The sequence below is a fragment of the Brucella pituitosa genome (genome assembly GCF_003049685.1).
Classification (GTDB): domain Bacteria; phylum Pseudomonadota; class Alphaproteobacteria; order Rhizobiales; family Rhizobiaceae; genus Brucella; species Brucella pituitosa.
The window spans coordinates 45055-69445 of sequence record NZ_PYSY02000007.1; the positions used below are offsets into that span (position 1 = coordinate 45055).

The following is a 24391-nucleotide window of genomic DNA, read 5'->3' on the forward strand; positions in this document are numbered from 1 at the left end:
ACTGGAGCCGCCGACGACGATCCAAGTGGGATCGCAACCTACTCCCAGGCCGGCGCCTAGTTCGGCTTCAACATGGTCTGGATCATGTTACTGTCTTATCCGCTGATGTCGGCAATCCAGCTTGTCAGCGCCAGAATTGGCCGCGTGACCGGATCGGGGTTGGCGGTCAACATGGGTGCCATCTGGCCGAAATGGCTCGTCACCGGGTTGGTCTGTCTGCTATTCGTTGCCAACTGCATCAATATTGGCGCGAACCTCGCGGCGATGGGTGCGTCGGTCGAGCTCGCGACGGGAATGCCGAGCCTGCCGATCACCATCTTCTTCGCCCTCTTGTCACTAGGGCTGCAGATGTTCATTCCCAATGAGCGATATGCCAACATCCTGAAGTGGCTGACGCTGGTCCTGTTCGCCTACATCGCCGTCCTGTTTGTGGTAAAGATCGACTGGATGGCGACGTTGAAAGGATTTGTCTGGCCAACCTTTCCCTTGAACACCGACAGTTTCACCGTGGTCGTTGCGATCCTCGGCACGACAATCAGTCCGTACTTGTTCTTCTGGCAGTCGAGCCAGGAGGTGGAAGAGATCGATCGCAGGACGAAGCCAAGCCGCTTGAGGAGGCGCCGCGTCAAGCTCCCAAAGAGCTGAACCGGATCGAGCTTGATACCCTCGCGGGTATGGCCGTTTCCACCATCGTCGCTGTCGCGATCATGATGTGTGCGGCTGCGACACTGCACGCTAATGGCAAGACGGATATCAAGTCGGCGGCTGATGTCGCCGAAGCGCTAAGGCCGATCGCCGGCAATTTTGCCTTTGTCCTGTTCAGCCTCGGCATCGTTGGAACCGGATTGCTGTCGATCCCGGTACTGGCTGGCTCTGCGGCATATGCCTTCGCCGAAACGCAGGACTGGATCTGTTGGTTTACATTGAGGAGTTGATCATGCCCAAACTTGCGCTGTACGTGCCATTGAAGGCCAGGCCCGGAAAGGAGAGCGATGTCGCCGATTTCCCGACCTCGGCGTTAGCGCTCGTTCAAGCTGAGCCCGGTACCCTGACTGCGTATTCGATGATGCCGGACAAGCGCTAAACCGGAGGGGGATCACCCACCCGGAGGGCCGAGACGTATTTCATGGAAATGCGGCCGGTGCTGCAGGCCGCAGGCCGAAGCATGGGGAGACGGGTTTAGTGCTTGTGGGGGAGAGAGGGCAGAGCGCCTTTCTCCCCTCTCAGTGCGCTGAATAAATTCGCCTTCCGGCCCGAAGGATATATTCCGGCACAGATAGCTGCCAGGCGGCTACGCGCCGTCATTTCCGTCATTCGAGGGCGCCAGAACACATCCTGGAAGCAGCCATTCTCCACTATGGAGCTATCGCTACCTGTATCGGTAGCTCAAGCGTGAAAACGCTGCCCAACCCCGGACCATCACTCCATACCGAAACATCGCCGCCGTGTAGCTCCATGAGTTGCTTGACGAGGGCGAGGCCGATCCCAAGTCCCCCATGAGCATGCTTCCGATGCTCTTCGACTTGCTCAAACATCCTGAAGATTGCGCCAGCGGCCTCGGTAGTGAGGCCCAGCCCATTGTCAGTTACGCTTATGCGATAGGTGCGCGGATGTAACTCCAGCGCTACCTCAATCTGACCGCCCATTGGCGTGTATTTTGCGGCATTATTCACGAGGTTTGAAATGCACTGTGTCAGCCGAACCTTGTCAGCGGATATCATGCAGGACTGATCCGGAACCCTGATGGTCACTGCATGGTTTCGCTCCTCGATTGCCTGTCCTGTCATGTCCAGCGCAGAGTGAATGGCATCTCTCAAGTCAAAGTCAGCCTTAACGAGATTGATTTTGCCCTGCGTTATCCGTGACACATCGAGCAGGTCGTCAACGAGCCTGATTATGTGGTCCATCTGTTGGTGCATGAGGCCATGGATCTGCTCCACCTTGCCAGCATCCGGCTTTCTCGAAAGAATTTTCAGCCCGCCATTGAAAGCGGCGAGTGGGTTGCGCAGTTCATGGACGAGAACGCCGATGAACTCGTTCTTTCGCTTGTCGGCGAGCTGAAGCGCGCGAGTCTGCGCCTCGAGAAGGTCGCGCTGTTCGGAAATCATTTTACGCTGACGATAGAGCTCTGCAAAAATCTCTGCCTTGCTGCGCAGAATATCCGGCTCGATCGGTTTTTGAATAAAGTCGACGGCGCCCGCTTCATATCCCTGGAACCGCCGCTCGGCTGTATGGGTACCGGCAGTCACGAAAATGATCGGAACCCGCCGTGTCCGCTCATTGCCTCGCATGAGTTCGGCAAGCTCGAAGCCGTTCAAACCTGGCATCTGAACGTCGATCAGCGCCAGTGCCACATCATGTTGCAGAAGGAGTTCGAGAGCCTCATCGCCGGACCGCGCCTTCAATAGCATCAGCTCGTCGCGTTGTAGCAGAGCTTCCAGAGAAAGCAGGTTCTCTGGAAGGTCGTCAACCAAGAGAAATTTGACGTCAGTGTTCATTTTCGATGTTCTGCAAATAGGTTGAAATCTTGGACAAGGTCAAAGCTTGAGCGCCTGGGCATGCGCGGATAGCAGCTTCGGGCATGGCCCGAGTGAAAGCCTCGGTCGGATCCTGAACGATTGCCGTTCCGCCAGAACGAACGACGGCCGAAAGGCCTTGGGAACCGTCATGATTGGCGCCCGTCAGGATAATCGCTGTCAGTTGGCTGCCCCAGGCGTCTGCCGCGCTCTCGAATGCCACGTCGATCGAGGGCCGCGAGAAGAGGACCTCTTCTTCGCTGGATAAAGCGACATGCGTTCGCCCCTCGAACGACAAATGATAATTAGGGGGCGCGAAGTAGATGAACCCGGCTTCCACGGGCACTTTGTCTTCCGCCTCGATGGCGCGAAGCTGACATTTGAGGTCAAAAATCGCGGCGAGCACACTGCGTTTGTTTGGCGGTAAGTGCACCACGACGAAGATGGGATATGGATAAGTCGCAGGTAGTGGCGGCAATATCACGGACAGCGCTTCAAGCGCCCCTGCAGAGGCGCCGATGATGATCGCACCGTTCGGATTGTCCTTCACGAGCCGATCCTCTGATAGATCTTCTCATCTCGGACGAACTCCCGGAAGCCATCGGCGTGGGCGGAAAAGCTTAGCGTTTCCTTCGAGCCCAGACCGAGAAAGCCGTTGCGTGGCAGCGCATCCCGGAAAAGACCGACAGCCCTGTCCTGTAGATCCCGATCGAAATAGATCATGACGTTCCGGCAGGAGACCAATTGCATCTCACCAAAGACCTGGTCTGTCACAAGACTATGATCTGAGAACACGACATTGCGCCGCAGGCTTTTGTCCAGGATGCACCGGTTGTAGCCCGTCGTGTAATAGTCAGACAAAGATCCCTTGCCGCCGGAGTCACGATGGTTCTCGGTGAACAATCTGACCCGTTCGATGTCATAGATTCCGGCTTCCGCTTGGGCGAGGGCCTCTGGATTAATATCCGTCGCATAAAAGAGGGTTCGCTCCTCAAGCCCTTCCTCGCGAAAAAGGATGACAAAGGAATAGAGCTCTTCACCCGAACTGCATCCGGCAATCCAGATCTTCAAGGAGGGGTAAGTGCGAAGATGCGGAACGACCTTCTCCCGGATCGCCGCGAAGTAGGACGGGTCGCGAAACATCTCGCTGACCTGGACCGTAAGGAAGCGGAGCATGTCGTCAAGCATCTCGGGATGATGAAGGACGCGCTCCTGCATGGCTGAGATGGTGGCAAAGCCCAACTGTTCGCGTGCCTGGCGCAACCGCCGCCGGATCGACGACATGGCGTAGCTGCGAAAGTCATAGTGGTAGCGATGATAAAGCGCCTCCAGCAGCAGTCGGATCTCTATATCCTCCACCTTTTCGAACGTCTCCGTCATTGCGGCATCCAGACGCGCACGAGAGACAGAAGCTTTTCGACGTCAAGCGGCTTTGCCATATAGTCATTGGCACCGGCTTCAATGCAGCGTTTCTGATCGTCAGGCATTGCCTTGGCGGTCAAGGTGATGATCGGCAACTTCTGCCATGCTGAATTCTTGCGGATGTGGCGGGTTGCGGTGAGGCCATCCATGACCGGCATCATTACATCCATCAAAACCAGATCGATCCGTCCGTCTGGGTTGCTTATCGATTGCTCCAGTTTTTCCAGTGCTTCCTCGCCATTTCTGGCGATATCGACGATCACCCCGCGTGGTTCGAGGATGTTGGTCAGGGCGTAGACGTTGCGCACGTCGTCCTCGACGATCAGAATGCGGCGCCCTTCCAGCAGTTCATCGCGATTGCGGGCTTTGCGGATCATTTGCTGCTGCTCGTCCGGCAGCTCGGAGACGACCTGGTGCAGGAAGAGTGTAACCTCGTCGAGCAGCCGTTCCGGCGATTTAGCACCCTTGATGATGATGGATTTCGAGTAACGGCGAAGCCTCTGCTCTTCTTCGGACGAGAGAACGCGTCCGGTGTAGACGATGACAGGTGGGAAGGAATACATGCCTGCTTCGCTCAACGTTTCCAGAAGTGCAAAGCCGGACGTGTCCGGTAACGATAGATCCAGCACCATGCAGTCAAAGGTCTGTTCGGCCAGCAACGAGATGCACTCTGCCGCAGTCCCGGCCCCCACCGTTTCGACATCATGCGACGACAGGAGTTTCGACAGAGCGTCCCTTTGAACGGCGTTGTCTTCAACGATCAACACGCGCCGCAGCGTTTGTTCGGCCTTCGCGCCTAAGGACTCGATCATCGACACCAGGTGATCGCGTTGTACGGGCTTGAGCGCATAGCCGACGGCGCCCAAACAGAGAGCCCTGTCGGAGTAATCTTCGGCGGAGAGGATGTGGATCGGAATATGGCGCGTCCGTACGTCACGCTTCAGGCGGTCAAGCACCGAAAGGCCGGATTGGTCAGGAAGACCGACATCGAGCAGGATCGCGTTCGGCAGATATTGATGGGCGAGTTCCAGGGCTTCTTGAGCGGTTCCGGCTACGAGCGCCTGGAACTTCAGCTCACGGGCGAGATCGCGCAGGATGAGTGCAAAGGATTGATCGTCCTCGACAATCAGCAGCTTGCGGGCCGTTGCCTCGGATGCTGCACGGTCGTCATCGACGATAGCGACTGCCTTCGGCTTTTGTGCAGTGATCTCTGCCTCCGTGCGGAAGACGGGTTCTGCAGCGGACGCGACGGGCGGGGCACGATCCTGTTTTGGAGCCTGGACCAGCGCACTGTCGAACTCGGCCGGGATGATGACGGTGAACGTGCTGCCCTCGCCAAGCTGGCTTTGAAGCTGGAAGCGGCCTCCAAGCAAGCGCACCAGTTCGCGAGAAATCGACAGACCAAGCCCAGTGCCGCCGAACTTGCGGCTGATGGTGCTGTCCGCCTGATGAAAGGCTTCAAAGATCCGCTTTTGCTGCTCGTCTGCAATTCCGATACCCGTGTCCTGGATCGAAAAGGCGACCTGATTGTTATTGCGGGCGCCAACACTCAGCGAGACGCTGCCGTTTTCGGTGAACTTCAGCGCATTCGCCAAGAGGTTCTTGAGAACCTGCTCAAGGCGCTGCGGATCGGTTTGGATGACTGCGGGCACGCCCGCCTCGACCGAGACGTTGAACTGCAGGCCTTTGTTGGTTGCGAGCGGTTCAAACATGTGACGAAGCCCAGTGACGGTCCTCTCGATGGACACCGCTTCCGCATTGATCTCCACATGTCCCGCCTCGATCTTGGACAGGTCCAGGATGTCATTGATCAGGTTCAACAGATCATTGCCAGATGACTGGATGGTCTGGGCGAACTGGACCTGTTGGGCCGTCAGATTGCCCTCGGAATTGTCAGCCAGGAGTTTGGCAAGGATCAGCGACGAATTCAGCGGTGTTCGTAGCTCATGCGACATATTCGCGAGAAAGTCCGATTTGTAGCGGCTGGCAAGTTCCACTTCCTTCGCCTTGGCCTCGATGGCGTCTTTCGACCGTTCAAGATCGTCCCGCTGCCGTTCCAGTTCATCCGCTTGCTCCTCGAGCTGCGAGTTGGTCTGTTCGAGTTCTGCCTGCTGCTGTTCCAGGCGGCTCTGTTGTTCGCGAAGTGCGCGTCCTTGTTCTTCCAGCTCCTCGTTGGAAACGCGCAGTTCCTCGCCCTGGACCTGCAGTTCTTCCGACTGACGCTGGGTTTCTTCCAAAAGAGCCTGGAGGCGGGTTCTGAATCCCGCCGAACGGATGGCGACGGCAATCAGCTCTGAAACCTGTTCGAGGAGCACCAAAGTCTGATCGCTGATAGGAGTGAGGAAGCCGAGTTCGAAAACGCCTCTGGTGTCGCCTTCGACGATCGCAGGCGCCAAGGCGAGGTAACGGGGCTTCTGCTGTCCAAGAGCGGAACCGAAGTTGATGTAGCCATCCGGAACCTCGCCAACCGCGATCGGACGGTGATCCCGCAATACATGGCCGAACAGGCTGTCGTTTTGGCCGAAGCTTGCGGGCAGGGTCACGTCCGACGGCACACCGTGCGCGGCCATGCGATGAAAGCGGCCGGCATTTTCGACATAAATGGCACCTGCCACGGCACCGAGATAGTTTGTCAGGAAGCCCAGGATGTTTTCGCCAAGTTCTCCGATCGGCTGCTCACCGACGACAGATGCAGCTAAGCCGAGTTGTGCATCCCTCAGCCACTGCTCGCGCTGCTGCTCCAGAGTGGATTTTCGCACAAGTGCGGAGATCGCGAGGGTCAGGACAATGCCAAGCACCCCCGAAGCTAGCGCGCTCGCCCAGGCGATAATGTAGGATGCATCCATCTCCTCGAGGCGCTGGCTCCGCTCTTCACCAGCTTCATTGCGCAGTTGGGAGATGACGTTGCGGATACCGTCCATATCGCTGCGGCCGCGGTCTGATTTCACCAGGGTCAACGCGTCGGCCGCTCCTCGTGTCTCGAAGACCTCCAGTGTTTGCGCCATGACTTCGAGCTTGGACAAGACAAACGCCCGGAGTTCCTCGATACTCCCACGTTCGCGCATCTCGGCCGTGGCGGCCGAGCTGATCGTTTCCATACGGCTCTGAACCTGGGGAAGTGCACGGTGATAGGGCGAGAGATAAGCCTGCTCAGAGGTCAGGAGAAACCCACGTAGTGCCGTTTCTGCATCCTGTATGTCGATCAGAAGCAGGTCGAGTGCCACCACAAGGCCATGCGTTTGCGTCACTCTCGCATTGCTGTCTCTGACGTTCTGGACTGTGTAAACGGTTAGCGCGGTGCTGATGACGAAAAAGAAGATCGCGGTAACTGCGCCGATAAGAGCGCTTCGCTCCAGACCGAGCATTTTGTTGCCTGTCAGTGCGGATGTTTTTCTGTGCATCAGAAGGTCTCTAAATACTTTATCAGATGATGTGATCACGTAAGAGTGACGGTATCGGAGCTGGGAGTTGGCTAGCGGGGTCGCGAAACGTGTGGTTCTGTGTCCCACCCAATCCCGCCGATCACGTCAACTTGAATAGAGCGCTAGGTAGCAATAATTTTATGAGGAAAGCAAGATTACGCTAAAAATGGAACGAAATGAGTTGCTTGCCCTTCAGGGGTTGGCCCATTCGCCGCAACGTCACGCAAGGAAGCTCAGCGGCTTCACGGTGGAGTACCTTCAACCAGAGTTGGGTGCTGCTTTCAGTTACGACTGGACGAGCGACCTCCATTTTTGCGCCTACCATGACATTGTCCTGGAAGATGGGGGCATACGTGCAGGGGATGGATTGGAGGACAACCGCCGTGACCTCCGCCACACGCTGACTTATGTCCCGCGGGGTGCACGCGTCACTGGCTGGTCCGAACTCCAAAGGCGGAACAACTCGTTCGCAGCTATCTATTTTGATCCGGCAGCTATCCGGCAGGAGCTGGACACTCGCTTCGCCGAACATGTCGATGAAAAGGTTTATTACCGAAGCGACGAAGTCGCGGGATACCTGCGCCAATGGCCCGGCCTGCTAAAGCGAGATCATTCTGATGCTCTATACGAAGAAGCATTGGGCCTGATCACGATCTTGGCGATCCACAAAGCAACAATGCCGGCATTGAGACAGCCGCCGCCCCTTGGCAGAGCGCCTCTGGCTCTGATCGACGAGTTTATCGAGGAGAACCTTGGCTCAGATCTCAGCCTATCGAGCCTTGCTGCACTCGCGGGCCTAAGTCGGTTCCATTTCAGCAGGGCCTTCAAGGCGTCCACTGGAGAGACCCCATACCAGCACGTGCTTCGACGTCGAATGGAAAGGGCACGATTGCTCTTGGCCGCAGGGGAACTGCCCATCGACGAAATCGCCAGCAGCCTGGGCTTTCAGGATAGCGCGTATTTCCAAAGGACTTTCAAATCATGGGTTGGAATGAGTGTGAAAGAGTTCAGGGACCGGATGTAGGTCGTCACTGAAGGCTTCGCGCGCTTCAATAGTTCGCCCAATAAGAGCAGAATGTCTGCCTGCGCCTGCGCCTGCTTCGCAGCTAGGAACTCTGCGAACTCTCTCTGGCCAATCGTGGCTAGACGAGAACTGAAATGAGTATCTCACAATCGGCCCTACCAAACCGCGCGGACCGGCTTGGAACGCTGGCAAACAAGTTGGCGTCAGCCAACCTTCAAAAATCCCCGTTTGGGCAGTCCGAATCAAGATCTGTAGAAAGGCGTTAGGTTGCTGCATCAATCTTCGCAAAAAGATTGCAAACTAGTCCCGGGTCCCAGTTTTCTGGAACATCAAGCCGTGTTCGGTGGATATTGAATATTGGTGAATGAAGGAACAACTATGCGAAAAAATCGGTCGAGTGCGGGAAGTCTGGCGCTATCCGGTGAGTTCTCTTGGCGGGGAGACGCTCGCCTCGATCACCGTGTCGCCTGAGGGCATCGCAGGCGACCGACGGTTCGCGCTGTTCGATCCGGAAACCGGCCTCGCCGCCGCCCCCGAGAAAGGAAACGCGCTGGCGTCCCGCCCTCTTCATCACCGCCTCGCAACCGCCCTTCGGGCTTCCGGTGCTGCGCTTCGCCGACGGCGCCGAGCATGCGCTCGATGACGGCGCACTGCCTGACCGTCTGGCGGAGCATTTCGGCTTCCCGGTCGCGGTTGGGCTCGTCGGGTCTGGCGATTATCGCTTCCCCGTCGTCTCCAACCGTTACAAGCCGGCGCCGCTTCACCTTGTGACGACGGCTTCGACGGAGGCGCTCGCCGCGGTGACCGGCCTTCCGCCGCTGGACGGAAGACGGTTCCGGCCCTCCGTGCTGATCGAAACGGAAGAAGGCGAAGGTTTCATCGAGAATGAGTGGGTCGATCATACCGTGCGGATCGGAGATGAGGATATCCGCGTCACCGAGGCGTCGCGCCGCTGTGGCATGACGCTCGTGGCACAGCCCGGCATGGCGGAAGAGCCCGATGTGCTGCGCGGGATTATGCGCCACAACAAACGCAATCTCGGCGTCTATGCCACGCCCACCGAGGGCGCGACGATCAGCGTCGGTGATGCGGTTTACGCCGAGATCTGAAAGAGCGGCATCTCCGCCTCAGAGATATCTTTCAGGATTGCCCGACCGACGGTTTCGCCGATATCCCGGGCACTGGTGATTCCCTGAACGAAGGGCTCCTTGTGCAGCAGGAAGGCGATCGCTGCGCAATAGAGCCGGCCTTCCGACATCAGGCCGAGACGAGGGCGATAGAACTCATCGACATCGATGCCGCCGGTGCGCACCATATCGTGGTCCCGGTTGAGCGACATGATCGCCTCGACCTTGGGTGTCGCGGCTTCGCGCACGCCTCCCTGATCGACCAGCGTCGGAAAGGGGAGATCCGTCGCCGATAGCGTTTCCTGGCCTGTCGCATCGATGAAGGCCCCGAAGCGATGCACCATGCCTGACACTTCGACCTCCGCGCCCCGCTCCAGACCGTCCTCGGCCGTGCGGATCGTGTAGTCTTCGCCGAGCCGCAGGATCGACAGCTTAGCCGCACGCGACAGCGCAAGCAGACGGCGGATCGACATCAGCGGCACGGTTGCATAGTCGTCGATGAAGATGCCCTTGAAATGCCCATGGAAGCGCTTGAGGTCTTTCTCGTCCAGATGCGGAATGACGCGCGCGACGATCTCGTGGGTGATCAGGATCGCATAGCGCCACGGCACGGTGTAGCGCTTTACCCTGTTGTCTTCGGCCTCGGCGAGGTTCTTCGCCGCCCAGACGAAGGGATCGCTCTCGGTCCGGTCGGCGTAGTAGGCGGCGGCAAATGTCTCGACGGTCAATTGCGACAGGCCGATGCGGGCGGCATAATCCGGGTCGGCGGCAACGATTTCGCGGCGGAAGAGATCGAAGACCTCGTCCAGGAGATCATGCCGGCCCGTCGCGATCAGGGCGTCGATCGCCTGATCGGTGCAAACCTGTGGCTCCATATAGGGCAGCGGGCAGTAGAAGTCAGCCTCCGGCAGGATGCCCTTGCGGGACATCAGCGTCGCGCGAAACTCCTCTGTTCCGGCAGCCGGCTGATATTGCAGATCGCCGGCCGCGTCGCTGTAAAACATGCCATGCGCCGTAGCGACGGTCATCAGGGCGTCGATGCCGCTCAGCGACGTGCCGAGAATGCCGACGGGTTCATTGCGGATCGACTTCAAAACGGTCGCCGGCCAGGGCGAAACGAAATAACCGGGACGGATTTCCGTGCTGTCCGGCCAGTTGTGACCGGTCGCCATCACCACATGGCCGAAACTCGCGTCACTCTCCCCATCGGGATTGGACACCCGCAGGCGGATCGCATCGTCCTGGATCTCGATATCCACCACCTTGTGGTGAGCGAGCACGGTGACCTCATGACCACGCTCGGCGGCCACCGCCAGCATGCGCTCGAACTGTGCCTGCATATAGTCGCCAAGTACCAGGCGCGGGTAGAATTCGCGCTCGTCGATCGCTTCGCGGCGGATGCCGTGGCGCATCAGCGTGTCGTCATTCTGCCGCCGCAGCCAGTCGGCCAGCGTTTCGGTAAAGGCGGGCAACTCGATGCTCGGAATGTTGGAGAGCATGGCCGGGTCGTTCATGTCGGGGTGATAGGGCGTGCCCTTGCCCGGTTCGCCCTCTGCTTCATAAAGGGTGATCGACAGGGGAACGGTCGAGCCGATCAGTTGTTTGAACGTGTAGAGGCCGGTTGGACCCGTGCCGATGATCGCAATTCGTGGAAGCATGGACATATCCTATGTCCGGCGAACAATCTCGCACGGCTGTCAGGGAATGTTCCACCCTTGAAATTGTTCCCGCCCTCATGCGCCCGCGCGAACTAGGCTTCGAGAAAAGCGGATCGTGTGAACGTGATGTGAGATCGGCTGTCTATGTTATCATGCCTAAATCATAATGACGTGTGGCATTGCCAAGTTGTTTGAATAGGGCTTTGAGCAGCTTTCGCCTGTGTTTATCAAGCGGTCATTTCGGTCGTGTAGTCACGCCATAATGCAAATGCATCGGTACGTGCATGGCGGTAGGAGATAGCAGTGAGATTATAGCGGCGAGGACGGAAGATGGTGTTGATTTGATCGTGTGCTGACAAGAAGCGTTGGGCTTGACGAGGCGATTTGAACCGCCCCATGATTTTCTCCCGTTTTCGGCTCAGGCGGTGCGAATTTTCAATTCTGTTGTTCAGGCCTTTATGAGCACGATGATCGGCATCTGGCGCGATTTTTTGTACTGGCTTGGTATAGCTGCGCAGCTTATCCGTCACAACGACACGTGGTTGACCGTATTGCCGGATCAGTCTGGTGAAAAAACGCTTGGCAGCCTTTGTGTTACGGCGTGTTTGAACCAGAATATCAAGAACATCGCCATCTGCGTCAATGGCCCGCCAAAGCCAATACTTCTTTCCCCCAATCGTGATGACGACCTCATCAATGTGCCATTTGTCGTTTGGCTTTGGTCGATCCCTGCGGATACAGTCCGCAAAATGACGACAAAGCGATTAATCCAGAGGCGAATGGTTTCCCGGCTGACAATGACGCCGCGCTCGGCAAGCAGGTCTTCCACATCGGCCGTGCTCAGCGCAAACCTGTAATAGGCCCATACTGCATAAGCGACAATCTCACGCAGAAAACGAAATCCCTTCAACCGGGGAAAAGAACTCGGTAATTTCATGCCTCATCGATACCGGAAACAACTAGATCAAACAACTTGGCAGTGCCCTGCAACGCTATGACGGCATTCAATCGTGCTGGCGGCAAGGTCGGGGAGGGTTTGCGCAAGCGGCGCGAGCGGGGCGACGCACAACGCATCGGTGAGCTTGAACTTTGTCTGGCGGGCTTGAAATGAGCCAGATCCTCGACGCCATTAAGGTGACTGCAGGCATTGCAATCGGGATCGTGCTTGCATCCATCTATTACAACGGTGTCCCGGTGCTGAAGGGTATTCCTTATATCGGGGCCGCGTTCGAGGGGCAGGCGAAATAAGGGCAGGTGCCGGAGTTTCAGGCGCTGGCCCTGAAAGCTGAACTCGATCAGCTCAAATTGATCAGACGCGCCAATGCCCTCGTTATCGAAGCCTATCAGGTGCAGCTGCGCAACGCCCGCGCAGCTGAAGCCGCACGCATTGAACAAACGGAACAGGAGATTAGCGACTATGAAAAGCGGCTTGCTGATGCGGGGCGGATTTGCCTGCTTGATCGCGATGATATTGAGTTCCTGCGCAAGTGACAGGCTTTTGCAGGATGCGGCGCAACAGGCAGGTAGGGCGCAGGCAGGACGGCAATTGCCTGCATATCCGGATGATTGCCGTAAAAAAGAGGATCATGCACCGCTGATCGATGGGGTCGAAGCTCGATCAGTGCTGAAGCGCGAACGGCAGGCGCTTGATCGACAGAATGCGCGCGCAGATCGATGTGCTGATTTTTATGATGGCTTGGCGGGGAATGAGATGATGGAGGATAATACCATGACAGGCGAGCGCATTCAGAAGATTGCAGACAGTGTCATTCTCCGGGCTGTCGCTCGTGTTTCGATGGCGATGGCGTTACCTCTGGCCAGCCTGGTTGTTTATTTCGGTCTAAACTGGCTGGACAGTCGCTTTGAAAAGCAGGATACGGCAAGTCAGAATGCTATTGCGTTTCAAGTGTCGCGCATTGATCGCATTGAGAAGACGGCAACGACAGCGATTGACCAATCTACCAAGGTCAATGATCGCCTTACGATTGTTGAGACAAAGCAGGCCACGGCAGACGCCACCGCTGCCAAATTCCAGAATGATGCGCTGACAAGATTGGACCGCATGCAGGATAGCATGGTCGGAATATTGAATGCAGTAGCGGCCCTTACGGCAACCATGCAGGCGCGGGAAGATTACGAGCGACGAAAGTCGACGTCTCCACCCTGAATGATTTTCATTAAGCCCGCCCCGTCATTGACGTGGCGGGCTTTTTTAGGCTGTTACCACTTAACTCGGAATCCAGCCTGTCCCTTGAGGGAGTAGCTGTCACCAAAATTGTTGAGGCTGGTGTTGACGAGACCTTCGCCATAGATCGAATATTTGTCGTCGTTCCAGTTGTAGGAACCGCCAATTCCAAGCCCGCCCCACAGACGATCATTGCGGCTGGCAAAGCTTGTGCCCGCAACATCGACCTTCGTGCCTTCCAGGAACTCGTAATAGAGATTGGCAATGCCATAGACATGTGCACGATCAAGTTTGCCATTGGCATTCTGCCATGAGCTTTCATGATCAAGCGTCAGACCAAGACGACCTTGAAGACTGTCACCACGGTCAAGGCTGACCTGTGAGCCGAATGTATCGGCGAAGTCATCGAAATCAACGCTAGAATAGAAAAGCTGCGCCTGTGGCGTGAGCGACCATGCCTGATCGATCGCAATGCGCTTGCCACCTTCAATGGACAACGCATAGCCAAAGCCGTCATTGCCATCGACAAGGGTGCTATTAGCAAGTGTTGAGTTGAGATCGCTTCTGTACCATGTCAGTTGTGCCTGACCATCAAGGTAGAAGCCGTTTTCGCCATACCATGTCAGAGTTCCGCCAAAGCCATAGCCGTCGGTGGAGATTTCACCATCACCATGCACGGATTTCGTCTTGGTCTTGCCATGGGCATAATGCACGGTGACGCCACCGATCAGCTTACCGCTTTCGATTTCTGCCAGCATGCCATCAAGACCCGCCTGCAGCTTGAAGATGTTCTGATCATATTCGGTGGAAGAGGTGGAGAAGCGTGGCTCAATGCTGTTATGCGCGCCTTCGATACGACCCCAGACACCATTGCCCTCGATTGCCACTCCTGCTTCCTCAGGTGCGGCATAGGGCGTTCCCACCGGATCGGCACCTTGTGCAATCACTCGATTGCCATTGCTTGCCCAGAAGCGATTGCCGACACGCTGCTGCAAGGTGGGGACGCCATTCAAGCCAAGCAGCGATTGTGCATAGCTCTCATAGGTTGGAACGCCTGCTTGATAGAGTGGTTCGCTAGGAAGCGTAACAGGATCAGTTGGATCAACAGGATTGGTTGGATCGACAGGATCAACAGGATCAACGGGATCAACGGGATCAACGGGATCAACGGGATCAACAGGTTTGATCTGTGAACGCAGATACCAGTCACCATCGGCCGGGCTGGCAACACCACCCTGATAAAGCTTGTAGGCATAGGCACCAGCAACAACAGCATTTTCACCTTCATGCACATAATCGCCTTGCAGCGAGAATGTACCATTGGATGCGCCACCAACTTCAATAATCTTGATGCCTTCAACCGTCTGCGCACCTTCGCCGCCGGCGTTGGTCACAGCGACATTTGTCGTGCCAGCAGTGTCACCCGTGATGACAAGCATGTCGGTTGTCGAACTGTCGTCACCAAGGGCCGTATCGAATGTAATCAAACCACCATTGCCGGTATAAGAGCCGTTTATTGTCAGGCGATCACCAGCCGTGCCGTCATAAAGACGAATTTCACCAGCTGTTTCCGCCAATACATTGCCCTGTAGAACGAAGTCTGACAGTGCGCCCGCTCCTGCTGTCGCATCCAGAATTGCAGCATTGGCAATATTCAACTGCGTGAATGTTGCCGTGGTTGATGGCGTTGCACCACCTTTCTCCTGCATTATCCACTGAGCGCCATCTTGTACGGTGATTTCAAGAGTGGAAGGTGCCGCTTTATTGACCAAGCCGGTGATTTTACCATCGGAGACATTGAATGTAACAGCACTGGGAGACTGTACGGTGCCATTGACATTCAAAAGCCAGCCAGCTGATGCGGCCTTTAGGTCGCTGTTTACCCCACGTATGTTGAGACGGTAATCGTTTTGATTATTGGCCACATTGATCAGGTTCGCTGTCGTGGAGGCCGTTGTGGCAACCAGATCGTTGAACGACGTCACGGTCTGAGCCGTTGCTTGGCTAGCATTACCACTGATCGTAATAGCCTCACGGCCGGCGCTGATGGTCGTGCTGGATGTATCAGCATTTGCATCCAAAACAGCCCCTTGCCATATTATGTCGATAGCTGCATCATTAGCCGCTTGAAGAGTATCGATTTCCATATGGCCGGTTGAAAAAAGCCTGCCTTCTCCGGTACCGATGCTCGCAGTCTTGCCCAGCCGGATAGCATTGGCGCGTGAGGACGTGCTTTTGATTTTGATATTGCTGTTGTTCAGGTGAACTTCTGGCACAACGCCGTTATGCTCCGAACCTGAAATATAAATTCCGATGGCGTCATTGGATGTCGCATTGATGTCGATCGCCAGATCATTCTTGACTTCGACATAACCAGCCGACCCGTTTCCGGAATTCCCTCCAGCGCCCTGAATAACCCTTATGCCGGCTAGGAGAGGATACACATTCCATCCATTATTGGTCGACTGCATCTTAATGTTCATATTGTCGAAAATCGCTTTCGACTGATAACCGTTGAACGCCAACGTTTCCGCAGCATTTACAGTTGATCCAACGACAATGCCATAATGTTCAAACCTTTGGCCGAGGCCGAACGTGCTTCCGTCGTTCCCGTTTGGCAGATTAAGCATCGTAAGATTGAGACTGCCTATCGTCATGGTTCCGCCATGGCTGACGCCGACACCCGCCTTTGCGATATTGTCGCCTATCGGCAAAGATGCGTTGGCCGTCAGGTTCTCGATGGTCAGGTTAATGGTCCTGCCGCTCGCGTCGAATGTGGAGAATGCCGTCGGCGCAGTGCCATAGACAGAAATTCCCGTGCTTCCCTTCAATGTCGTCGTGAGATCGTTCTCGATAGTCATTGTGCGGTTGATGTTCTGGCTGTACAGGAGAAAGCCCGTGTTCCAGATGGAATTGTCTCCGATAGTTGCTGCGACCGAGGCAATCGAACACCCGCCATTATTGGTAGCGTTATTGGATGTGAAAGTGCCATTGGAATTTGATGCACATGGTGCGGACCAAGCTGCAGACGTGAAAAGGCTTGCACTGATAATTGCCGTGCTGGCCAACCATAGTTTTTTCATTTAAAATTTCCCGCGCCTGTTAGGTAAGTATCTCATCTTTGTATTCTTTTTTTTCAATTTAATCAATTAGCTGAAACTAATGCTTTATTTAAATTATAGGTTGTGTGATTAGATTAACACAAGTAGTTATTTGGCGTGATGGAATTTCGCGCACTAGAGCGCGTCCACTTTACTCGGGATCATATACGCATGATTTGAAGTAGTTGGCGCATCTGCAGGAGGCGGCAGGTCGCCTGGAAAATAGTCGGGGCGATACTCGCATCGGCGCAAAAGGATTGCGGGTCCCAGCGGTCAGAACTTCGGAAACCGAAGCCGCAATCGCGTTCGCAAGGCGGGTGGCAACAACCATGCCGCCCATACGGTTGACGGACCTTGTGGCCGATATCGACCGGATGACGGGCTTCAGTTCCTTGTTCGAGCACCTCCAGACCGGTCGGTCACCTTCCGATCTGCGGGTGTTTTATGCGGCGCTGATCGCCGAAGCCACAAATCTTGGCTTCTCGAAGATGGCGCATGCCTGTCCCGGCATCACGCGCCGCCAGCTACAGCAGATGGCAATCTGGCATTTTCGCGAAGAGACATTCGCGCTGGCGCTCGCCAAACTGGTTGAGGCTCATCACTCTGCCCCGTTCTCAACAGTATTCGGCTCGCACACAATTTCCTCATCGGACGGACAACATTTCCATCTTGGCGACGGTGGCGAAGTCGCAGGCGGCGTCAATGGCAGGTATGGAAACAATCCGATTATCAAACTCTACACCGCGATCTCTGTTCGCTACGCGCCCTTTCATACAAAAATCATAGCCGCAACGGCTAGTGAAGCCGTTCACGTGCTTGACGCATTGCTGGAAACTGATGCTGGTCTTAATATCGTCCGTCACCACGTTGATGGCGGCGGCGTCAGCGATCTTGTATTCGCCCTCTGTCATGCACTCGGCTTCGCATTCGTGCCGCGCATTCCCGATCTCGATGGGCGATGTCTCTATGGCTTCGAACCGGCCAAGCAATATGGAATTCTGCATAATGTTATGGGTGGTCGGATAGATACCGATCTGATCAGGGCGCATTGGGACGATATTTTGCGCCTTATGACCTCGCTGCGTACGCGCACCGTCAGCGCCTCGCTCATGCTGAAGCGATTGTCGGCGACAACGAGGCAAAGCGGCCTTGCCCAGGCGTTGCGCCAGATGGGCCGGATTGAACGAACCCTCTTCACCCTCGACTGGATCAACGACGAGCAATTGCGTAAGACAACTACCGCTGAATTGAACAAGGGCGAAAGTCGGAACAGTCTCGTGCGAGCCGTCAATCTTCATCGTCTCGGTCGTTTCCGCGATCGCAGTCAGGGAAACCTTTCGATCCGGGCTTCCGCGCTCAACCTGGTTGTCACTGCAATTATTCATTGGAACACAATCTACACCGGCCGCGTCGTCGATGCCCTGCGCAATGCGGGCCAGACAATCCCGGATCATCTGCTGGCTAGCTTGTCACCGCTCACATGGGAGCATGTGAACCTGACCGGCGATTACCTCTGGGAAGAAAAACCGACATTCGACGAAAACGGCTTCCGCGTAATTCCGTTCTCCCCATGATCCGCCTGCCGTATATCTGTGCCCCTTTAATGTTCAGGGGCCAAGGTAGAGAACACAGCAACCGGCACCGGCAATCCGCCATCGGGGCCGCCGACCACATCGCCACCCGACACGGTGACCGTGCCGCCGGCACAGACGCCTGCGCTGACGCTCGACAAGACCGGCACGCTCAATGATCAGAACGGCAACGGCCTGATCGATCTGGGCGAGACGATCACCTATTCGTTCCTGGTCACCAACACCGGCAACGTCACCATGACCAATGTCACGGTCGACGATCCACTGCTGGCCAATGCCGGGGTGTCGCTCGACCAAGGGCCCCAGACGTTGGCACCGGGGGCGAGCTTCACCTTCACGGCGACCTATACGCCAGTGCAGGCTGACATCGATGCCGGCAAGGTAGAGAACACAGCAACCGGCACCGGCAATCCGCCATCGGGGCCGCCGACCACATCGCCACCCGACACGGTGACCGTGCGAGGCCATAGATTTGCATGCCGCACAGGGCTGGCGCACCCGAAAGGGGCGTCCCTTGGAGCGCTTGGCCCCTGTCGATGAGGTTAAAGAAGCCCTCGACGATATCGCACAAGGGCTTGACCTCCTTGAATCCGGTCTGCGCAAGCTGCGCGGTCGGTTGTCGTCGTGACGGCGTCCCAGGCTCTGGTCGCGATCTGGCTTCTTGCTCGCCTGGAAGACTTCTCGGCGAAATGGCCGAATGTCGACGTTCGGCTGGACGTTTCTGATCGAGTGATCGATCTGGCTCAGGGTGAGGCGGACATCGGCATCCAATATGGGTTGGGCGACTGGAAGGGAGTAAAGTCCAAGTACCTCATGGGCGAGGAAATCATTGCTGTCTGCCACAACAGGCTACTGCGCGAGGGGAGGGAGGTGACCGCAGGCTGGATCGCGGAACAGACACTCATCCACGACGGCACGCCGCATCCGGGTGGGGACTTTCCGAATTGGAGCGAATGGCTGACACGTGCGGGCGCGAACCATGTTCCCGACGACCGTGGATTGAAGATCAACTCCACGGCTGCGGTCATCAATGCGGCGGTCGCAGCCCGCGGGATAGCGTTGGTGCGTAAGGCTCTGGTAGCTCAGGAGATTGACAGCGGTCGTCTCGTCCACCTCATGCCCGACATTCGCTGGCCCGTCAAATGGGCCTACTATGTCGTCGCATCGCCAAAAGCCCTGCCTCGATATGAAGTTAATGCCTTTCACCACTGGCTTTCCACCCTGAGTTAATGCAGTAACACAAGGCAGCTAGATCTACTGCAACCTCCGAAACCGGACCGACCGCTTCAGGCCTCATTCCAGTCGTCCGAATTGGACGAACGTGCATTCTTGACTGGCAATCAGAGCGACTGTTTTAGATTTTGTCCCAAAAGGCTGTCCGTAATGCTAACTATTTCCGTAACCTGTTAGCATAATATATGGTCAGGTGGTGAAGCTCTGTCCATAATCAGTCGTTTTCGGACAGGGGAGGTAAAATATCTTCACGTGCGCCCTGCAAAATTCGTGATCCTGCCTAGCTCATTTTCGAATCTTTAGGCATATCCTCCTCGTTTTCAACCATCTCCAATATTTTCAGTTGCTCTTTGAGAACCTCTTTCATGATATTCTCGATTTCGGCCACCCGCATTCCATGATCCGCCAGCTGAACAACCAATCTGGAAATTTCGCTATCTCTCACTTCGTCATGAATCTGCCATTTCGATATTGCCGTATAGTCATCGGGATGTTGCTTTGATTTCTGCCTAGCCTTGTTAATCCCCAGCCGCGCGGCATTCTCAACTAAGAATTCAGTAAGGTCAGGACGATGCTTCGGTTTTTTGGTCATTCGTTGATCCCTCAACCTTTGGTGGTAATCAAGATAATGCATCACAATATTGCATCCCTCAACACCTTGAAAAGAAAGGGCAGGGCAGGGGATGCAGATCGAATAAGTTATGCCATAATCTAGGCCATGGAGAAACTGCCGACGCTAGCGCCTCATGGTGAACGATCAGATTCAGGTAACTTGCGGGAACTGCTTAAAGCATTCGCGACAATGAGGAACATACCTCATCCGATGCCAATTTCGGAGCTTTTGCGCTGCACTTCATACGAACGCACCGCTGCCTTTCTCGACCACGGTCCAATTTATAGCGCCCGATACTGCCCCATAGATTTCAACAATACTGTCTACCCGACAAAGTGGGGTAAATCTGATATAATGCGGACGGTTGGTTACGCCCTCTCGAACGAGAATGCCCTACGTGGATGGGCAGCCCTATTGGAATTCATCGCAAACCGGGCAAGAGGTCTACCCGGACTGTATGTCTTTCTAGATGTCGACGAACGCCCCCTGTACGTCGGAAAAGCTTGCTCGGTGAAAAATCGGCTATTACAACATCTTAGTGGGTACGGGAGCATGAGAGCACGAGATCAAATCCTACAATTGACGCACTATGTCCGCGCATTCTATGCGGACGATGGAGAGTACATCCTCGCGTCAGAAGACGACCTAATTTCCGAATATGACCCACCCGGCAACCGGCGTCTGTCTATTGAAAAGTGGCTAGACTTTGCTTCACCACGACTAACCGCTCAAACCTCTAAGTCGTCCAGAACTGAACAATCACCTCCAACCCCTTTTCACGCGAATACTCTTGTTCCCTCCCGCTAACGACCCCTTCAAGCCCCCCTCTTAAGCTCAACCGCGTCCACCATCTTCCAAATGTTCGGGCCAACCGGCCCTAATTGTGCGGCGGACGGAGTAGGCAGAACTCTTCGCCTCGGAAGCGAAGCGCGACATAGCTGCATTGGTTCATGTGATCGATCAGACAGGCTTGTTCCGGTTTTGCCATTTCCTCCATCGTGCAGCGCTCTTTCGCACATGATTGCGTGTACATCTGCCCGGTAGGAATATGTACAACGAAAAGAGAAGTCACCGGCCCCTTCGGGTCGAGTGCTTCATATGCGGCTGTCAATCTCTCAAAGACCGCACGTTCTTCCCCCACAGGGTTTAGGGCGATCCCCATTTCGCCAACTTCACCGACCATTTTCATGTAGCGCAGATGTTCTTTGTCAGAACATACAAGCCGGTCAGCCTTTGCAGGAAAGGAAGTCGCAAAGACAATCGCGCTGACAACAACCGCTATCTTCCGCATGATTATACAATCCGTCCGTGCTTGCTTTATGCCTCATCATCCACACTGGCTAAAGGCTGGCGGGTGCGGAACCACAAATACAGGATTCCGATCGGTGCAACGAAGATCGCAAACGCCCAGAGGCATGCGTTGACGAACCATTTGAGCATGAACAGCATGATCGCGTTCATAAAAATCACGTTGTTCCCGAAGGCCAGATCGCGAAGTTCATCCCAGACTAGCTTCGCGAACGGAAAGAGCAATGTGCTCAGCGAGGCGAAAACGATCAGGCCGACAGGCGAACCATTCTTGATTTCGGCGCTCAGCGCCATGCCGATCATAAGGGCAAAAAAGATCAGCCCGATCAAATAAGAACGGATGAGATAGGACGGTTGCACCCCGCCAAAAATACGACGCAAAAAGTTCATTCGTTTATATCCTTACGTTGCCTACAAAGATGCCTCTGCCTATATTCGTGTTGGACGCGGTTGTAGAACCTCAATTGGTTCAAGCCCCCCGCTAAATTTCAACCGCGTCCACCATCTCTCGATCTGCTTAGGTTGTGCTGGCTTTCACTTAGTCAGGATCTTCAACCAAGCAACCGTGATGCGCCTACTGGCCGAGAAAGATCGAGCCGAGATGCGTCCGCGCCATTTCTTCGGTCAAAAGCCCTTCCTGCATCTTGATCTCGATGCTCCGGTCCAATGATTGCGCCACGATGTTCGTGTTGGTCCGGGCTTCTTTGAACAAATCGCGTGTAACTTTCGTCCAGTTTTCGACCGGCTGCGAAATATAGCGATCCCGCACATCGTCGGTGAACACCATGAATTCACGGATAGCAAAGCGTCCGCTCAAGTCCGGTGTCGGCACAAGATGCTGAGCAATGAGAACCTTCAAGGACGTGATCAGGTCATAAGCCCGGCTGACTTGTTCCTCTGGCGGGAACTCGTTGACGATACGCCGAAGCGCTTCTGCAACAGATCCTGCATGGGTCGTCGTGTTGACGATATGGCCTTGAACGGACGCGGCAAGACAACCCGACATGGATTCATAGTCTCGCGCTTCACCGACATTGATAATATGAGGCGCGCGCCTGAGCGAAGCCCAGATTGCCTTGCCAAATGTCGGAATGTTGCGTCCTTCGCCAATTTCGGACTGCGCGATGAAGGAAGGGGAGTCGAGATTTTCGTCAAGCACGTCCCGGAAGGTGTATTCAATCGGCGCCTGATAATCGATGATCTTGCGCGGATTATCCTTGTTCACAAGATGCGCGTGCGTGATCGCCGCCATCGTTGTTGATTTGCCGTGGCCGGTGCCGCCTGCGATGATGATCACGCCATTCTTGGGATTTAGAAAATCCCGGATTTCATGCTCAAGCGCAACGCTGTCCATTGTCGGCGTTTTGATCGGCAGCGAGCGCACCGAAATCTCCACACCATCCGATCCATCCACATTTATGCCGGTGGCGTTAATGCGGTAGCGGCGGCGGGTTTTGCGGTCGATGACAATTTCATGCGCAAAGTCCAAAGGGCGACCCTGCTTTATGATCCCGGCGGCGTCGGCTGATCGCCACAAGGCCGAAAGGATCATATCGACTTCGGACAGATTGAAGATGCGCTTGGAACCGAAATACTGACGCCCGCTAATCTGAACGTGCAACCGGCTTTCCGACATGATGGAAAAATCGGATGCGCCACGGTTGGACGCGCCCGCGAACAGATGATTAATCAGTTCAAGATTGGTGTCGAAACGAACGGGTTCCTCATTAAGAAGGGGAACATAATTCCCCTTCGGATCATACTCTTCTGCAGAAAGCTTTTTCTGGTCGATCATGAGCTATTTATCGACCCTGCGCGTGATCGGCTTCCACTTCTTCGGGTTCGTAACAAAGGTGGCGTCATTATCGATACGAACACGACGCTGACCGATAAACAGTTCGTCATGCGTGCCCTTGGCGCGAACTTCGCTGGAAGAAATCAGAAGCGACTTAATCAGGCCAGCTTCAACCAGACGCCGGTACTCGATCATGCCCGCATAATCTCGCCGCAAGAGATTGAGATTGATCTGTAACGCTTCCTCGGCCTGTCTGCGTCCTTCTGACCAGCCTTCCGCCATATACTTATCCCAGACGGCGCGTTCTTCCTTATCGACGGGCAAAAATTGCTCGTCGGGTTCGGTCGCTTTGTCGAGCGGCATCACAAGGTAGTCGCGCCAGGTCGGAATAACACCGACAATGCGGCCCGGCTTTTCAATCCGGTAATACTCGTCCGCTGCCACGCTTTCGCGCCCGCCTTTGGTGATTGTGAGCGCTTCGGTGGCGCGTGTCACAACGGGCGGCACGACATAGCCTGCCTCACGCGGAGCGGTGTAAACGACTGCGCTGAAATTGAACTCTTCCGAAAGCTGTGGCGATTTGCGCTCCAGCTCGGCCATGATTTCATAAGCGCGCCTTTCAAAGCCCGCCTGCGCGGCGTAGGAGATGGCTGCATCTCGCAAAATCTCAACCCGCGCCCGCTCAACGCCAGCGCCGGGGTTTCCACTACGGGTACGTTTGGCAAACTGCTCGTAGGTTGCCGGGACGTAACTTGCGCCGGTCAACTTGTCTGGGCCGCCGATAAGAGGCGGCGGCGCATCTATGTCTGTCTTAGTGGTTGTGCAGCCGGCAATCGTCATCGACGCCAGAACAAAGGAAACCGTCAACCGCATTAATACAGCCTCGTATCGTCAATATGGGCAACCGGGCTGCGCTCCGGACGCTTGTAGCGCACGGTAATGCTCTTGTGCCTCTGGTCGATGGTGATCCGGACAAGGCCATGCGCCTGCAACAAGCCTTCTTCCATAATGCCGTAAGCAGTGTCGTTGTGACGATTGACCGCCACAAGGGCAGGCGCTCCGGGGCGTTCGCCATACTTGCGAACGCTGTAGCCGATTTTCGCCGCCGTCGATTTGATAAGGTCTTCAACAGGGCCGTTAAAGATCGCGCTCATGGGCATCATAAGAGCGCCAGACGGCGGTTCTTTGTGAACGAGAGTTATTACCCCAACGGGTCTTTGATTGAATGCGGACTTCTCTAGATAAACGAATTTCTTTTCTTCATCTATGTCAGTAATACTTTTATCGACCATCAATCCAACATCTTTTGTATGGAAATTAGTCGTTTGTGCGCAGCCAGCGAGCAATAGCGCCCCCGTTGCAACAATAATCCGCATCCGATTATCTCCCTTGTTG

At 55.4% G+C, this 24391-nt stretch carries 24 protein-coding genes and 2 pseudogenes; 13 read left to right on the top strand and 13 right to left on the bottom strand.

Annotated elements, in window-relative coordinates:
- Nucleotides 1–72: 72 nt before the first annotated feature.
- Genes C9380_RS28030 through C9380_RS24500 form a run of 3 tightly spaced genes read left to right on the top strand, consistent with a single transcriptional unit; the run spans nucleotide 73 to nucleotide 1084 of the window.
- Nucleotides 73–645: an NRAMP family divalent metal transporter gene (locus C9380_RS28030; RefSeq protein WP_252869888.1), complete on the top strand. Its 573-nt coding sequence runs from the start codon at nucleotides 73–75 to the stop codon at nucleotides 643–645.
- Nucleotides 646–674: 29 nt separating this feature from the next.
- Complete coding sequence (locus C9380_RS28035; RefSeq protein WP_252869889.1) at nucleotides 675–935, top strand: divalent metal cation transporter; 261 nt, start codon at nucleotides 675–677, stop codon at nucleotides 933–935.
- Nucleotides 936–937: 2 nt separating this feature from the next.
- Entirely contained in the window at nucleotides 938–1084 is a 147-nt protein-coding gene (locus C9380_RS24500) for a hypothetical protein (RefSeq protein WP_247877682.1), read from the top strand.
- A gap of 271 nt (nucleotides 1085–1355) precedes the next feature.
- Here the strand turns inward: C9380_RS24500 and C9380_RS24505 are convergent, their stop codons facing one another.
- From C9380_RS24505 to C9380_RS24520, 4 genes are read right to left on the bottom strand one after another with little or no spacing between them, the layout of a single operon-like run.
- Nucleotides 1356–2498 (bottom strand): hybrid sensor histidine kinase/response regulator, encoded by a 1143-nt coding sequence (locus C9380_RS24505; protein WP_024895862.1) that lies wholly within the window; start codon nucleotides 2496–2498, stop codon nucleotides 1356–1358.
- On the bottom strand, nucleotides 2488–3066 hold the full coding sequence (locus C9380_RS24510; protein ID WP_128094972.1) for a chemotaxis protein CheB: 579 nt from the start codon (nucleotides 3064–3066) through the stop codon (nucleotides 2488–2490). Before C9380_RS24510 ends, C9380_RS24505 begins: the two co-directional genes overlap by 11 nt.
- Complete coding sequence (locus tag C9380_RS24515; RefSeq protein WP_128094973.1) at nucleotides 3063–3896, bottom strand: CheR family methyltransferase; 834 nt, start codon at nucleotides 3894–3896, stop codon at nucleotides 3063–3065. Before C9380_RS24515 ends, C9380_RS24510 begins: the two co-directional genes overlap by 4 nt.
- A complete protein-coding gene (locus tag C9380_RS24520; RefSeq protein ID WP_024895865.1) occupies nucleotides 3893–7339 on the bottom strand; it encodes a response regulator in 3447 nt (1148 codons plus the stop codon). Before C9380_RS24520 ends, C9380_RS24515 begins: the two co-directional genes overlap by 4 nt.
- A gap of 187 nt (nucleotides 7340–7526) precedes the next feature.
- On the opposite strand from C9380_RS24520, the gene C9380_RS24525 reads away from it, so the two are divergent.
- The 3 genes from C9380_RS24525 (at nucleotide 7527) to C9380_RS24530 (ending at nucleotide 9493) form a co-directional block, all read left to right on the top strand.
- Complete coding sequence (locus C9380_RS24525; RefSeq protein WP_024895866.1) at nucleotides 7527–8384, top strand: helix-turn-helix transcriptional regulator; 858 nt, start codon at nucleotides 7527–7529, stop codon at nucleotides 8382–8384.
- Nucleotides 8385–8748: 364 nt separating this feature from the next.
- Nucleotides 8749–9027: an MOSC N-terminal beta barrel domain-containing protein gene (locus C9380_RS28740; RefSeq protein ID WP_164844744.1), complete on the top strand. Its 279-nt coding sequence runs from the start codon at nucleotides 8749–8751 to the stop codon at nucleotides 9025–9027.
- A complete protein-coding gene (locus tag C9380_RS24530; protein ID WP_164844745.1) occupies nucleotides 8987–9493 on the top strand; it encodes an MOSC domain-containing protein in 507 nt (168 codons plus the stop codon). Before C9380_RS28740 ends, C9380_RS24530 begins: the two co-directional genes overlap by 41 nt.
- Here C9380_RS24530 and C9380_RS24535 read toward each other — a convergent pair.
- A complete protein-coding gene (locus tag C9380_RS24535) occupies nucleotides 9478–11175 on the bottom strand; it encodes an FAD/NAD(P)-binding protein (protein ID WP_247877683.1) in 1698 nt (565 codons plus the stop codon). The genes C9380_RS24530 and C9380_RS24535 overlap by 16 nt on opposite strands.
- Before the next feature lie 221 nt (nucleotides 11176–11396).
- A pseudogene (locus tag C9380_RS24540) lies at nucleotides 11397–12106 on the bottom strand (IS6 family transposase).
- A gap of 170 nt (nucleotides 12107–12276) precedes the next feature.
- Between C9380_RS24540 and C9380_RS26995 the strand changes: the two are divergent.
- The 3 genes from C9380_RS26995 to C9380_RS28040 are packed head-to-tail and all read left to right on the top strand — an operon-like array spanning nucleotide 12277 to nucleotide 13336.
- Complete coding sequence (locus C9380_RS26995; protein WP_164844746.1) at nucleotides 12277–12417, top strand: hypothetical protein; 141 nt, start codon at nucleotides 12277–12279, stop codon at nucleotides 12415–12417.
- Between the two features lie 6 nt (nucleotides 12418–12423).
- Nucleotides 12424–12660, top strand: coding sequence for a hypothetical protein (locus C9380_RS24550; protein ID WP_128094975.1), 237 nt, complete (start codon nucleotides 12424–12426; stop codon nucleotides 12658–12660).
- On the top strand, nucleotides 12626–13336 hold the full coding sequence (locus C9380_RS28040; RefSeq protein WP_252869893.1) for a hypothetical protein: 711 nt from the start codon (nucleotides 12626–12628) through the stop codon (nucleotides 13334–13336). Before C9380_RS24550 ends, C9380_RS28040 begins: the two co-directional genes overlap by 35 nt.
- 53 nt (nucleotides 13337–13389) lie before the next feature.
- Here C9380_RS28040 and C9380_RS24560 read toward each other — a convergent pair whose 3' ends face one another.
- The gene (locus tag C9380_RS24560; protein ID WP_128094976.1) at nucleotides 13390–16437 is read right to left on the bottom strand and encodes an autotransporter family protein; all 3048 of its coding nucleotides are present in this window, start codon (nucleotides 16435–16437) and stop codon (nucleotides 13390–13392) included.
- 212 nt (nucleotides 16438–16649) lie between these two features.
- On the opposite strand from C9380_RS24560, the pseudogene C9380_RS24565 reads away from it, so the two are divergent.
- The 3 genes and pseudogenes from C9380_RS24565 to C9380_RS24575 form a co-directional block, all read left to right on the top strand.
- Nucleotides 16650–18029 (top strand): annotated as a pseudogene (locus tag C9380_RS24565) (Tn3 family transposase); the annotation flags it as partial.
- 114 nt (nucleotides 18030–18143) lie between these two features.
- Nucleotides 18144–18587 (top strand): DUF7507 domain-containing protein, encoded by a 444-nt coding sequence (locus C9380_RS24570; protein ID WP_024899694.1) that lies wholly within the window; start codon nucleotides 18144–18146, stop codon nucleotides 18585–18587.
- A gap of 84 nt (nucleotides 18588–18671) precedes the next feature.
- The gene (locus C9380_RS24575; protein WP_247877684.1) at nucleotides 18672–19277 is read left to right on the top strand and encodes a LysR substrate-binding domain-containing protein; all 606 of its coding nucleotides are present in this window, start codon (nucleotides 18672–18674) and stop codon (nucleotides 19275–19277) included.
- Between the two features lie 283 nt (nucleotides 19278–19560).
- Here the strand turns inward: C9380_RS24575 and C9380_RS24580 are convergent, their stop codons facing one another.
- Nucleotides 19561–19872: a hypothetical protein gene (locus C9380_RS24580; protein ID WP_247877685.1), complete on the bottom strand. Its 312-nt coding sequence runs from the start codon at nucleotides 19870–19872 to the stop codon at nucleotides 19561–19563.
- Nucleotides 19873–20247: 375 nt separating this feature from the next.
- Here C9380_RS24580 and C9380_RS29030 point away from each other — a divergent pair, with 375 nt between their 5' ends.
- Nucleotides 20248–20700, top strand: coding sequence for a GIY-YIG nuclease family protein (locus tag C9380_RS29030; RefSeq protein ID WP_494337300.1), 453 nt, complete (start codon nucleotides 20248–20250; stop codon nucleotides 20698–20700).
- 70 nt (nucleotides 20701–20770) lie between these two features.
- Here C9380_RS29030 and C9380_RS24585 read toward each other — a convergent pair whose 3' ends face one another.
- From C9380_RS24585 to C9380_RS24605, 5 genes are all read right to left on the bottom strand, one after another.
- On the bottom strand, nucleotides 20771–21184 hold the full coding sequence (locus tag C9380_RS24585) for a hypothetical protein (protein ID WP_128094977.1): 414 nt from the start codon (nucleotides 21182–21184) through the stop codon (nucleotides 20771–20773).
- A 26-nt stretch (nucleotides 21185–21210) separates the two neighbouring features.
- Nucleotides 21211–21591, bottom strand: coding sequence for a hypothetical protein (locus C9380_RS24590; RefSeq protein ID WP_128094978.1), 381 nt, complete (start codon nucleotides 21589–21591; stop codon nucleotides 21211–21213).
- A 184-nt stretch (nucleotides 21592–21775) separates the two neighbouring features.
- Nucleotides 21776–22996: a type IV pilus twitching motility protein PilT gene (locus C9380_RS24595; RefSeq protein WP_128094979.1), complete on the bottom strand. Its 1221-nt coding sequence runs from the start codon at nucleotides 22994–22996 to the stop codon at nucleotides 21776–21778.
- A 3-nt stretch (nucleotides 22997–22999) separates the two neighbouring features.
- Nucleotides 23000–23869, bottom strand: a complete 870-nt coding sequence (locus C9380_RS24600) for a type IV secretory system conjugative DNA transfer family protein (RefSeq protein ID WP_125302320.1) — start codon at nucleotides 23867–23869, stop codon at nucleotides 23000–23002.
- Nucleotides 23869–24372 (bottom strand): DotD/TraH family lipoprotein, encoded by a 504-nt coding sequence (locus C9380_RS24605; RefSeq protein WP_038595071.1) that lies wholly within the window; start codon nucleotides 24370–24372, stop codon nucleotides 23869–23871. Before C9380_RS24605 ends, C9380_RS24600 begins: the two co-directional genes overlap by 1 nt.
- Nucleotides 24373–24391: the final 19 nt, after the last annotated feature.